The 11,871-nt window shown below is 58.6% G+C and carries 12 protein-coding genes, 1 tRNA gene and 1 pseudogene; 7 read left to right on the forward strand and 7 right to left on the reverse strand.

Annotated elements, in window-relative coordinates:
• Positions 1–176 precede the first annotated feature (176 nt).
• Positions 177–1,076: a cellulose biosynthesis protein BcsQ gene (gene bcsQ, locus HBO41_RS13980; RefSeq protein ID WP_017138661.1), complete on the reverse strand. Its 900-nt coding sequence runs from the start codon at positions 1,074–1,076 to the stop codon at positions 177–179.
• A gap of 247 nt (positions 1,077–1,323) precedes the next feature.
• Positions 1,324–1,488: a hypothetical protein gene (locus tag HBO41_RS29510; RefSeq protein ID WP_240792791.1), complete on the reverse strand. Its 165-nt coding sequence runs from the start codon at positions 1,486–1,488 to the stop codon at positions 1,324–1,326.
• Positions 1,489–1,798: 310 nt separating this feature from the next.
• On the opposite strand from HBO41_RS29510, the gene HBO41_RS13990 reads away from it, so the two are divergent.
• The 4 genes from HBO41_RS13990 to HBO41_RS14005 all read left to right on the forward strand — a co-directional run bounded on the left by HBO41_RS13990 (position 1,799) and on the right by HBO41_RS14005 (position 3,275).
• Positions 1,799–2,032 carry a DUF2790 domain-containing protein gene (locus HBO41_RS13990; RefSeq protein WP_169986648.1) on the forward strand — a complete coding sequence of 78 codons (234 nt, stop codon included), beginning with the start codon at positions 1,799–1,801 and terminating at the stop codon, positions 2,030–2,032.
• A gap of 127 nt (positions 2,033–2,159) precedes the next feature.
• Positions 2,160–2,235 (forward strand) — tRNA-Thr (locus HBO41_RS13995).
• Positions 2,236–2,743: 508 nt separating this feature from the next.
• Positions 2,744–3,028: a DUF3077 domain-containing protein gene (locus HBO41_RS14000; RefSeq protein WP_068931363.1), complete on the forward strand. Its 285-nt coding sequence runs from the start codon at positions 2,744–2,746 to the stop codon at positions 3,026–3,028.
• Positions 3,029–3,035: 7 nt separating this feature from the next.
• Positions 3,036–3,275, forward strand: a complete 240-nt coding sequence (locus HBO41_RS14005) for a helix-turn-helix domain-containing protein (RefSeq protein ID WP_262380330.1) — start codon at positions 3,036–3,038, stop codon at positions 3,273–3,275.
• An 18-nt stretch (positions 3,276–3,293) separates the two neighbouring features.
• Here the strand turns inward: HBO41_RS14005 and HBO41_RS14010 are convergent, their stop codons facing one another.
• The 3 genes from HBO41_RS14010 to HBO41_RS14020 all read right to left on the reverse strand — a co-directional run bounded on the left by HBO41_RS14010 (position 3,294) and on the right by HBO41_RS14020 (position 5,838).
• Complete coding sequence (locus HBO41_RS14010; protein WP_169986650.1) at positions 3,294–3,995, reverse strand: SDR family NAD(P)-dependent oxidoreductase; 702 nt, start codon at positions 3,993–3,995, stop codon at positions 3,294–3,296.
• Complete coding sequence (locus HBO41_RS14015; protein ID WP_017135395.1) at positions 3,992–4,213, reverse strand: 4-oxalocrotonate tautomerase family protein; 222 nt, start codon at positions 4,211–4,213, stop codon at positions 3,992–3,994. Before HBO41_RS14015 ends, HBO41_RS14010 begins: the two co-directional genes overlap by 4 nt.
• 338 nt (positions 4,214–4,551) lie before the next feature.
• Entirely contained in the window at positions 4,552–5,838 is a 1,287-nt protein-coding gene (locus HBO41_RS14020; protein ID WP_056860697.1) for an OprD family porin, read from the reverse strand.
• Between the two features lie 408 nt (positions 5,839–6,246).
• On the opposite strand from HBO41_RS14020, the gene HBO41_RS14025 reads away from it, so the two are divergent.
• Entirely contained in the window at positions 6,247–8,334 is a 2,088-nt protein-coding gene (locus tag HBO41_RS14025) for a TonB-dependent siderophore receptor (RefSeq protein WP_099549511.1), read from the forward strand.
• A 298-nt stretch (positions 8,335–8,632) separates the two neighbouring features.
• Here the strand turns inward: HBO41_RS14025 and HBO41_RS14030 are convergent, their stop codons facing one another.
• Together HBO41_RS14030 and aguA are read right to left on the reverse strand one after the other, a co-directional pair.
• Complete coding sequence (locus HBO41_RS14030) at positions 8,633–8,851, reverse strand: hypothetical protein (RefSeq protein WP_017135392.1); 219 nt, start codon at positions 8,849–8,851, stop codon at positions 8,633–8,635.
• Positions 8,852–9,085: 234 nt separating this feature from the next.
• Positions 9,086–10,192 carry an agmatine deiminase gene (gene aguA / locus HBO41_RS14035; RefSeq protein WP_099549512.1) on the reverse strand — a complete coding sequence of 369 codons (1,107 nt, stop codon included), beginning with the start codon at positions 10,190–10,192 and terminating at the stop codon, positions 9,086–9,088.
• A 306-nt stretch (positions 10,193–10,498) separates the two neighbouring features.
• Here aguA and rfbB point away from each other — a divergent pair, with 306 nt between their 5' ends.
• Positions 10,499–11,581, forward strand: a complete 1,083-nt coding sequence (gene rfbB, locus HBO41_RS14040) for a dTDP-glucose 4,6-dehydratase (protein ID WP_017135390.1) — start codon at positions 10,499–10,501, stop codon at positions 11,579–11,581.
• 88 nt (positions 11,582–11,669) lie between these two features.
• A pseudogene (locus HBO41_RS14045) lies at positions 11,670–11,864 on the forward strand (dTDP-4-dehydrorhamnose 3,5-epimerase family protein); the annotation flags it as partial.
• Between the last annotated feature and the right edge of the window lie 7 nt (positions 11,865–11,871).

Here is an 11,871-nt window from a genome sequence, read left to right on the forward strand (position 1 = left end):
GCTATCAGCGCTACAGGCCAAAACCCACCCTGGTCATTTTTTGTTCACAAAATAAAACGCACACAAAACAGGCAGTTGCAGCGTGTTGAGAACGGCTCCACAAAATGGCTGTTTCGTGACAGGCCCGACCAACCGATTGTGCATAAGCATCTGGCGCTAACTGCATAAAGCGCGATTTATGCGGTTCTTTTCGGTGCTTTCAGCACGCGACAAATCTCGTTGATATCGTCGCCAGCCAGCCGCTTTGTAGCGTTATCCAACGGGTCGGCCGCAAACGCCAACGCTTCGTTGATCGCCATATCGCGGTGCATCTCCAGCGGCGCTTTGCCCAGCCGCTGTTTGAACGCCTCCAGCATGTCCAGGCTAAAGGCGTTGCTCTCATCCACTTGGTTGACCACCACATGCACCACCGGCGGGCGTTCACCCTCAAGGTGCGGCGCGAGCAATCCATCCAAATGATCAAGGGTACCCAGGCAGGCGGCGTCGGCCTGGGTGATAACCAGCACCACATCGGCCACGCTCAGCGCTTGATGGGAGTAAACGTTATTACCGGCGGGCGTATCGATGATCACCGTCTGCCGCTCGCTCAAGCCCAGGGCCGCCAGGCGCTGCGCCAACCAGCTGGGTTCATGTTTGAGCCAGCGCTCGAGGCTTTCCTGCTGCTCAATGTCGATATCGCCAAAGGTTATGACCTGGCAACCGGCAAAGCCAAGCTGCTGCAGCGGGCTCCACTGCCCATGCTCCAGGCTGGTACGGCCGATACCCGGCAATGTCGCACTGAAGCCAAAGTGATGGTGCAAGGCATTCTGCGGGTCCAGGTCCAGCGCCACCACCGATTCGCCATGACGCTGCAAACCGCTGCTCAACGCCGTGGCCAGAGTGCTGCGGCCGACACCACCATTGATCGACACCAACGCCACCACTTTGGGGCGCAGCGCTGCTGAATGAGTCGATTGGGAATGGGTGTTTTCGTTTGCGGGCACACTGCCAAAAACGTGCATGCGTGCATTGATGCCGTCGGCATCATGGCTGACGTTCTTACCGAACAACGTCAACAGCTCTTCGCTAAGGCTCATGGGCAGCTCCTCACGACGCAGCTAAAGACGTGAAGGTCGGCAAGCAGGCACTTACCGCAGGTCTTATTATGGGCGTCTTAGTGAGGCATTCTGTGTCACACGCAGGCAGGTGTCATTATTTTGGTGTTTTAGCTGATCGTTTTTTAGACAAGCGGTAAATAGTCAATTTAATGGCTATTTCCAGGCTGCTGCATCCGAAAGCTCAACGCACGGCATAACGCAGTTACATCCTGGCAGCCGCCGCTATTCAACGCTGGGTCAAACGTGTCGCGCCCATAGGCCTGCGCCGCCCCGCAAGGTACGGCGCGAGCACCTCGTCCATCTTGGCCAAACGGCGAAACGAAGCGGCCAGGCGCTTGGCGAGAAATGCCTGGTCCTGGCCGAGCCAGCGATTAAGGCTTTGCTGCTGCACAGCATCGGTTTCACCAAAGGTGGCCAGCCGGCAAACCCGCGCCTGGGCAACGCCTGCCAGATTTGAAGATGAGCTGCATTACGCCGTTTTTATGGCTGTTCTTTTGCCAGGAGATATACATCTATAAAACAACGCACGACGCGATCACTGTGTGTTTTTTAACCAATACAAGCTCGCCGTTCGTATCAACAAGTACATAGACCCCCACACCATACACAACGAAACAAAACCCGCCCTGGGCGACACAGCCCGGATACCTCCCCGGCATTCAATGGCCTCACCCCACCATTGCTCCTCAGAGGCCATCACCATGAACACCAACAACTGGAAAACCCTAATCGCCGCCAGCCTGCTTGGCCTGACCTTCACCGCCCATGCCGAGGCAAGTCATCAGCCGGATATTCAACGGGTGCTGTCGACCACCGAAGACACCCGCTCGGGATGCGGCGTGGTGAACGCGCGCATGACCTACCTGGACTCTAAAGGCGAGACGCAGGTGTTGGCGTACATGAAATTTACCGACCAGTGTGGCGACGGCAATTGAGTCGGATTTGAGGCTCTCGAGGGTAAGAAAAAGCAGCGAGCGTAAAAAAACCTTGGTATCTGCAAAAATAGTCAGAATTCAGGGGTTTACAGAAGCTTGGCAATCGCTATAATCGTCGCCCTAACACGCCGGTATAGCTCAGTTGGTAGAGCAACTGACTTGTAATCAGTAGGTCCCGGGTTCGACTCCTGGTGCCGGCACCATATCTCAAAGCCCCGCAATGCGGGGCTTTGTGGTTTCTGGGGTTTGGGAAACCGCAAAAAGTCAGATCACTGTTTTGGCCGAAATGCCCAAAAAGTGTCCACACTTAACATCTCGGGCTGCTTGCCTCAGTCCAAATCTCGACTTCTATGATGCCTTGCTCAGCTCAACGTCAGCCCCGGGAGACGTATTCTCCAAACCCACCGGACCACCAAAAGCCACCCTCACCCGCCTCCCAAGCTTTATTCAAAATTATGCCCAGCCAATAATTATGCCGCCCTCATAAAACCAATAATTCCCCCAGCCACCTATCCGTACCACCTGACCCAACCGAAAAAACAACCCATCAATTTTCCCGATTGCTCCGCACCCCTCACCACGCTAACCTCCCCCCGTCGCCACCACCCAGCGACCGGGCCTGAGAACCCGATTTGATGCAGGCGCCACTAGCGCCACGCATTCGTTGTCACAACGAACGTGTTGCTCTCACTCAATATGGGAGTTCCACCAATGACCGCAACAAACCCACCCGCACTCACCACCCTCGGCGTCACCCCTTTCTCCTTTCACTCCGACCAACCTCTGTTCCGCGTCAACAGCGGTGTTTCCCTGCATGAAGCCTTGCACCACGTTTCCGATTTGCTCCACGTCGCCAAGTTGCTCGCAGAGGATGCGGCGATGACGAAGGAGACGGACCGTTATGCCTGGGCGTCGCATTATTTGCAGGAGATGAGCAAGGCGGTGATTGATGATGTGGTGAAGGTGTTGGCGTCGCCCTGTAATGCTGAGCAGTAAGCGGTAAATGGGCTCGCCGGGCGGGCGCTATCGCAGTTCAGCCCGGCTCCCACATAGAAGCGCTTGGTTGTCGGATGTGCGTATCGCTCGGGCGCTACGGGCTATTCATGCAACGCCGGCCCAGCAGGAAGGTCGCATCGGCGAAGTGGGTTTTGCGATTGGCTATGAGTCCGAGGCCGCGTTCAGCCGAGCCTATAAGGCCTTTTTCGGGCGCTCGCCACGGGATGACCACGCCCGGCCGGGTTAGGCCAGGCGCGTCAGCGTGTCAGTGCCCGGCGCTTTGCCCGCCGTCCACATGCAGGATCTCACCGGTGACAAACCCCGCGCTCTCCAGGTAGGTGATCGCCTGGGCGATATCACTCACTTCGCCCATACGCCCTACCGGGTGCAGTTGCCCCAATGCAGCGTGGGAGTCTTCGCCATGCATCGGCGTCTTGATGATGCCTGGGCTTACCGCGTTCACCCGAATGCCGCGTTTGGCGTATTCAATCGCCAGGGATTTGGTCGCGGCGTTCAGCCCGCCTTTGGTGAGGCTGGCGAGTACCGAAGGCACGCCGTCGATGGCGTGATCGACCAGGCTGGTGGTCACATTGACGACGTGGCCGGCGCCGTGTTTTTCCATCTCGGCAATGGCCAGTTGGGTGATGTAGAAAAAGCCGTTGAGGTTCACCGCCAGCACGTTGGCGTAGTCGTCCTGGGTGTAGGCGGTGAAGGGTTTGGCGATGAAGATGCCGGCGTTGTTGATCAGGCTGTCGACGCGCCCGAAGGTGGCCAGGGCTTCGCGGATGACGCGCTGGGCGGTGGCCGGGTCGGCGATGTCGCCGGGCACCGTGAGGATGTTCGGGTCGGTGGATGGCTGGATCGAACGCGAGGTGGCCACCACGCGGTAATCGAGGGCGCGGTAGGCTTGAACCACAGCGGCGCCGATGCCTTGGGAGGCACCGGTGATGATCACGACTTTGCTCATTGTGTTTCTCCGGTAAGGGCTTGGGATTTGCGGTATTCGGTGGTGGTGATGCCGGCGTAGCCCCAGTTATCGGTGTCGATTTCTTCGATGACGATGTGGGTCAGGTCCGGGCGCTTGTTGAGCACGCGTTCGAGGGTTTCGGTGAACTCGGCGATGACCTGGGCTTTTTGCTCAGGGGTCACGCCGTCACGGGTGATGCGCAGGCTGACGAAGGGCATAGTGATGGCTCCAATGGGCGGGCATCGGGGTGATGGGCCGGCAGTGGGGTCAATTTAGGCGTGCGCTGAGTCGAGATAAATGGGGGTTTGAGTACTACATTAGTGATGTGGTGTAACAAGTTCCCGCGGTACTTCTACACGATTGGACGCCTCCCGCTGGCGTCCGCAAAACTGATAAAAAACCACCCTCGATCGTTGACGGGGGGACGCGGAGCGTCCCTAGAGGCGTTCCCACGCAGAGCGTGGGAACGATCACCGTCGCTGATCCAAAGGCATAAAAAAACCCCGAACCAGTCGGGGTTTTTTATCGCCTGGCATCAGGCGCGACGTGCGATCAATTAGAAAACGTTGATCGGGTAGTCGGCGAACAGACGGATTTCGTTACCGCCTACGTTGTAGTTGCTGGCGTTGCTGGAGACGCGCAACCACGACGCACGAGCGCGCAGGCTCAGGTCTTTGGCTGGGCCGCTTTGAACGACATATTTGAACTGGTTGAAGATTTCACGCTCGGTGCCACTGCCACGGTTGGAACCGTCGTCAATGTTGGTGCCGCGCACGTAAGCGATGTTGTAGGTCAGGCCAGGCACGCCGAAGGCGCTGAAGTCCAGGCCGTAGCCTGCTTGCCAGGAGCGCTCGTCCTTGCCGTTGAAGTCGGACCAGTAGGAGTTGGCCAGCAGGATGGTATTGCCGCCGTCGCCGATACCGCCAGCGTTGCGGTAGCCGCCGTACAGGTAGCCGGTGTCACCGGTGCTGCGCTGGTGAGCGAGGGTGAAGCTGTGCGGGCCAACAGCCCAGGTAGCGCCCAGGCTCCAGATTTTGTTGTCGCGGGCGTCCGCATCACCTTGGTTTTCCAGGGCGAAGCTGCGGTCCAGCTTGGTTTTGTAGCCGTTGAAGTCAAAGGTCAACGATTGCTTTTCTGGCAGGGCCAGCACGTAGTTGACGTTGACGTATTGCTTCTTCAGCACGTCCTGCATGTTGGAGGCGTACAACGCGGCCGACAGGCTTTCGGTGAATTTGTAGCTACCACCGATGTAGTCGATGCTTTTCAGCGCGCCACTGTCAGAACCTTCGGCGCTCTTGCGAGCTTCCTTGGTGAAGTGACCGGCGTCCAGTTGCAGGCCGGCGATCTCTTTGGAAACGATCGAAGTACCGGTGTAGGTTTCCGACAACAGACGGGAGTTGTCGTACTGCAGCACAGGCACAGCCGGCATCTGGTCACCGTACTTGAGTACAGTGTTAGAGACACGGAACTTCACGGCAGCGCCGCCCTTGGCCAGGTCGTTGGCGGCTTCGCCGCTGTCGCCTTGCTTGAAGAAGTCGATACCGCCAGCGCCGCTGCGACCTTTACCACCGTCCAGGCGAATGGCGTATTGGCCGATCACGTCCACACCCACACCGACGGTGCCTTGGGTGAAGCCGGATTCGAACTTGCCGATGAAGCCCTGGCCCCATTCGGCTTTGTCTTGCTTGCCGTTTTTGTAGTCACGGCTGATGTAGGCGTTACGTGCTGCGATGTTCAGGTGGCTGTCGTCCACGAAACCCTTGGATTGCTCCTGGTCGTTAGCCATTGCTGTCGATGCGCTCAAAATCCCCAGAGCGATCAGACTCATCCGTTGCTTCAACATTTCTTATATTCCTTATTACTGGTTGAGTACGCGCTGTGACACCAGGCTCCGTGTCGCTTTTCTGGTGTCGACTTCCTCCAGAAAAAACAAGGCCCGCGGACGACTGAACTGCCGCGGGCCTTTTTTTATTGGATGAGTCATGGCGGTGAGCCACAGGCGTTGGGCGCAATCCTATGCGCGCGTTGAACTATGTGTCAATTTCGTGAATCGTCTGTATTTAGGCGAAATAATTCTAAGCGGTGCATTCCAAGGCCCTCGCTCGAGCCTGAAAAATCGTCTGATTCGTCAAGAAAACACATTATGTAACATTTTTAGCGAAGGTATGTTTGGGAATAGATAACTCGCGCAAATGCAAAGCATTACCATTCGCGCACTTTCCTTTTTCCAACACTTTTGGATTTATTCCCCATGCCTGCCTCTCGCCTGACGCCCATCACTTTTGGGCTTTCTGTTTTGCTGTCTGCCGGTTTCGCCTGTGCCGCCACGGTCTTGCCCGAAACGTCGGTGAGCGCCGAAGCCGACGAAGACGACCCGCGTGTCAAGGAGACCAACACCGCCACCCGTACTGCCACCTCGGTGCGTTACGTGCCCCAGGCCATCGACTCGGTTAAAACCGAAAGCCTGCGTTCCTACGGCACCAACGACCTGGGGCAGGCGTTAAGCGGCATTCCCAACGTCAGCAGCGGCGCCGATACGCGCTTCGACAGCCTGCGTATCCGGGGTTTTGACGCGAGCAATGACTTCTACCTGGACGGCATCCGCGACGACAGCCAGTACGTGCGCGACCTGCATAACATCGAGCGCATCGAAGTGCTCAAAGGCCCGGCCGCCGTGCTGTACGGGCGCGGCGGCCAGGGCGGCATCGTCAACCGCGTAAGCAAACTGCCCCAGGCGGGCCACACCTCCAGCATCGAAGCCCAAGGTGGCAGCCAGGATCTGCGCAGCCTGTATGCCGACCTCAGCACCGACCCAACGGATAACATCAGCCTGCGCCTGAACATGGGCAACCAGGACAACAACAGCTTTCGCGACGGTGTGAGCGGCAATCGCCAGTTGTTCGCGCCGTCGATGAGCTGGCAACTGACGCCGGACCTGAACTGGCTGGTGCAATACGAATACAGCCGTTACAACCGCACGCCGGACCGTGGCATTCCCGGGGTCAACGGCCGCCCGGCCGATGTGAGCCGCAGCACGACCTACTTCGATAGTCGCGATTACATCGACGATAAATCCCAGTCTCTGCGCTCCAAGCTGGCTTATGAACTCAACGCCAACTGGCAGCTGCGCCACACCCTCGGCGTGTTCAAGCTCGACAGCGATTTCGACAACACCTACCAGGTCGGCTACGACCCAAAAACCAACAAAGTCTCGCGCCAGCGCTGGCAACAAGACCTGAACACCCGCAACGTGTTCAACAACCTTGAGCTGGAAGGCGGGTTCGACACTTTCGGCCTGGAGCACCGCCTGCTCACCGGCCTGGAGCTGGGCAGCCAGCGCCGTGATCCAAAGTTGTACAGCGCCACCGCCACCAACCGTGGCGGCCAGGCCGTGCCGAGCCTGGACCTCAACCAGCCCGACCGCCACTTGAGCCACACCGGGCGTATGAGTGTTTCCAGCAACAACCACACCGAAGTCGAAAGCCGCGCCCTTTACGTGCAGGACCAATTGCGCCTCAACGATCAATGGCAAGTGCTGGCCGGCCTGCGTTACGACCACTTTGAAGTGGACACCACCAGCAAGCTGCTCAACACCCAGCAGGCGGTCGACAGCCACAGCACCAGCCCGCGCATCGGCCTGGTCTGGACGCCGCTGGAACACCACTCGTTCTATGCCTCATGGAGCAAAACCTTCTCGCCAGCCGGCGGCGGCTTGATCGGCATCACCCCAAATGCTGCAGGCGCCGTCAACGACCTGAGCCCCGAGTTGACCAAGCAAAAGGAAATCGGGGTTAAAAGCGACTGGCTCGACGACCGCCTGAGCACCACCCTGGCCGTGTACGAGCTGGAGCTCTACAACCGCCGCACCAGCGACCCACTGGACCGCACCATCACCCTGCTCACCGGCGAGCAACGCTCACGCGGCGTGGAGCTGACCGCCACCGGCAAAGTCGTCGGCAACTGGTATGTACGCGGCGGCATCGGCCTGCAGGATGCCAAGGTGGTGAAGGACAACAACGGCTTTGAAGGCAAACGCATCAGCGACGTCGCCAAGCGTAACGCCAGCCTGTTTATCACCTGGAAACCGGAGATGGGTTGGTACGCAGAAACCGGCCTGACCCTGGTGGGCGACCGTTACGCCGACAACCTCAACACCGTGGTGCTGCCTGGTTACGGCCGTTGGGATGCACTGGCCGGGTTCCGCCAGAAAGAATGGGACGTGCGTGCGGCGCTGAACAACATCGCGGACAAAAACTACTACGCCTCGGCCACCAGCGCAGCGCAGATCCAACCGGGCGAGCCACGTAGCCTGGTGGTAACCGGCACCTACAATTTCTAAGTTTCACTCGGTCAATGTGGGAGCTGGCTTGCCTGCGAAAGCGGTGTATATGCTGGAAAGTCGCTGGCTGACAGAATGCCTTCGCAGGCAAGCCAGCTCCCACTATTGATCTCAGTGGTCTTCAGTTTTTGCACTAGCTCACCGAGCCTGCGGGCAACAGGCACCTACAACTTCTAAATTTCACTCGGTCAATGTGGGAGCTGGCTTGCCTGCGAAAGCGGTGTATCTGCTGGAAAGTCGCTGGCTGACAGAATGCCTTCGCAGGCAAGCCAGCTCCCACAATTGATCTTGGTGTTCTTCAGGTTTTCAGTAGTTCGCACAACGCCAGCAGCTCATCCTCACTGAACAACCCCGCCGGGTAGCGCTCACTCATCACACTGCGCACATCAGGCTGTTGCTGCCTCACCTGTCGCGAGCCGTTTGCCTTCAACCAAAGCGCCAGCGCATGGATCGCATCACCACTAACCCGCGTCGGGTGGAACGGGCGCGTGTAGATCGGGTTGATATCGGCATTCATTTCAGCGCTCTCTCCTACTGCGTGAGCGGCTAACTTACTCAAGGTTTGTGACAGAACTGTGCAGTCATCACCTTGGGACACTGTGGCAACACCGATACAAGAGCTATGCCAATGTCCCGTATTTATAGGCATTCGGACACAAAAAAGCCCGCAACCTAGCCAGGCTGCGGGCTTGCTGCAAGCGCTATAAACAAGTAGCGCTCGGCGTTCACTCAAACGCTGTTACAACCGCACTCAATTTTTGTGCGGTGCCGGCTGTTGTTGGGTCAGGCAATGGATATTGCCGCCGCCCAGTAACAGTTCACGGCCCGGCACCATCACCACTTCGTGCTGCGGGAACAGGTTCTGCAGGATCTCTTTGGCCTGGCTGTCCAGCGGGTCGTCGAAGCTTGGCGCGATGATACCGCCGTTAACGATCAGGAAGTTCACGTAGGAACCCGCCAGGCGCACAGTCGGATTACGCTCCTGCGAGCCGTCTACCGGATCGACACCGGCGCATTCCTCTTCGGTGGCGTACAACGGGCCTGGGATCGGCATTTTATGCACTGTGAACGGGCGGCCTTTAGCGTCCGTGCTGCTTTGCAGCACGGCCATGGCGGCGTGGCAGCGCGCGTAGTTAGGGTCTTGCGGGTCATCGGTCCAGGCCAGCAACACTTCGCCGGGGCGCACGTAGCAGCAGAAGTTATCCACATGGCCGTCGGTTTCGTCGTTGAACAGGCCGTCCGGCAACCAGATGACTTTATCCACCGCCAAATTGTCACGCAGCACCGCTTCGATCGCCGCACGGTCCAGATGCGGGTTGCGGTTGCGGTTCAACAGGCATTCTTCGGTGGTGATCACGGTGCCTTCGCCGTCGACATGGATCGAACCGCCTTCCAGCACGAAGCCTTCGGTGCGGTAGCGCGGCGCACGTTCGATCTCGAGGATCTTGCCGCCCACCTGCGAATCGCGGCTCCACGGCGCATACAGGCCGCCGTCAAAGCCGCCCCAGGCGTTGAAATCCCAGTTCACGCCGCGCACTTCGCCGCTGTTATTGATCACAAAGGTCGGGCCGGTGTCGCGCACCCAGGCATCGTCGTTGGACATTTCCACCACGCGGATATTGGGCACATCCAGGCGCGCACGGGCGTTCTCGTACTGGCCGGCAGACACTGCGACGGTCACCGGTTCAAAGCGCGCAATGGCCTTGGCCACCGCCACATGGGCCGCCTGCGCCGGCTTGCCGCCCAGGCGCCAGTTGTCCGGGCGCTCGGGCCAGATCATCCAGGTTTGGGTTTGTGGCGCCCATTCGGCAGGCATGTAGAAGCCATCGGCGCGAGGTGTGCTGTGCAGGGTGGTCATGGCGTTCAGGACTCCGAATGGGGTGAAGGTCGACTTTATAACGGATAAAAATCGGCTTTAGAAGTGATAAAAGATCATAGCCGACAAGTATGACAAGCCTTAGTCGATAACAATCGACTACCTATAGTTGCTCATCGAGCACCTTCGACAACATGTCGACAAAGAAATCCACGCTGCGTTATGGAAACTCAACTCGCGCAGGCGATCAAGGCAACCCTTCTTCACCCGAGTATGCTTGCGCCGCCCCGTTGCGCCACTCAAGCTATGCTCTGGCTTAATCTCTGTCTTGGATAAAAGGCTCTCTGAATGCGCATTCTCATCACCGGCGGCGCCGGCTTCATCGGTTCTGCCCTGGTTCGTCACTTGATTCAACACACCGAGCACGAAGTGCTCAACCTGGACAAACTCACCTACGCCGGCAACCTGGAGTCACTCACCAGCATCGCCGCCAACAGCCGCTATGAGTTCGTGCAGGCCGACATCATCGACCAGGCCGCCGTCAGCTCCGTGCTGGCGCGCTTTGAGCCGCAGGCCATCATGCACCTGGCCGCCGAGTCGCACGTCGACCGTTCCATTGATGGCCCCTCGGACTTTATCCAGACCAACATCGTCGGCACCTACAGCCTGCTGGAAGCCACCCGCGCCTATTGGCAGACCCTGGAAGAACCGGCCAAGAGCGCGTTCCGTTTCCACCATATTTCCACCGACGAAGTGTACGGCGACCTCCACGGCGTGGACGACCTGTTCACCGAAACCACGCCTTACGCACCCAGCTCGCCGTATTCGGCCAGTAAAGCCGCCTCTGACCACCTGGTCCGCGCCTGGCAGCGCACCTATGGCTTGCCGGTGCTGCTGACCAACTGCTCAAACAACTACGGGCCGTTCCACTTCCCCGAGAAACTGATCCCGCTGGTCATCCTCAATGCCCTCGCCGGCAAGCCACTGCCGGTCTACGGCGACGGCCTGCAGGTCCGCGACTGGCTGTTCGTCGAAGACCACGCCCGCGCCTTGTTGAAAGTGGTCACCGAAGGTGTGGTCGGCGAGACCTACAACATCGGCGGTCACAACGAGCAAAAGAACATCGACGTGGTACGCGGCATCTGCGGCCTGCTCGAAGAACTGGCGCCACAACGCCCGGCCGGTGTGGAGAAGTTCACCGACCTGATCACCTTCGTCAAAGACCGCCCAGGCCACGACCAGCGCTACGCGATCGACGCGAGCAAGATCGAAAACGAGCTGGGCTGGGTTCCGGAAGAAACCTTTGAAACCGGCCTGCGCAAAACCGTGCAGTGGTACCTCGATAACCTGGACTGGTGCCGCAGGGTCCAGGACGGCAGCTATCAAGGCGAGCGCCTGGGCAATACCGACCCAAAAGACCTGATCGCATAAGGTTTTGATCACACGACCTGTTCACCCGGCGAGTGCAACCGATGAGCGTGATCGCTACGGAGTTGCCCGAAGTATTGATCCTCGACCCCATGGTTTTGCGGTGCTCAGCGACTCTGCCGAGTTCCTCTACAAAACCACCGATTACTACACGCCTTCGGCAGAGCGTTGTATTCGCTGGGACGACACGGAACTCAAGACTGACTGGCAGTTTGAGGGCGCACCGACCTTGTCCGCCAAGGATCAGAACGGCAAGGCATTGGCAGACGCCGATCTGTTTGCATGACCGGCGA

Origin of the sequence: Pseudomonas sp. WS 5146 (genome assembly GCF_012985495.1) — a bacterium.
Lineage (GTDB): Bacteria > Pseudomonadota > Gammaproteobacteria > Pseudomonadales > Pseudomonadaceae > Aquipseudomonas > Aquipseudomonas edaphica.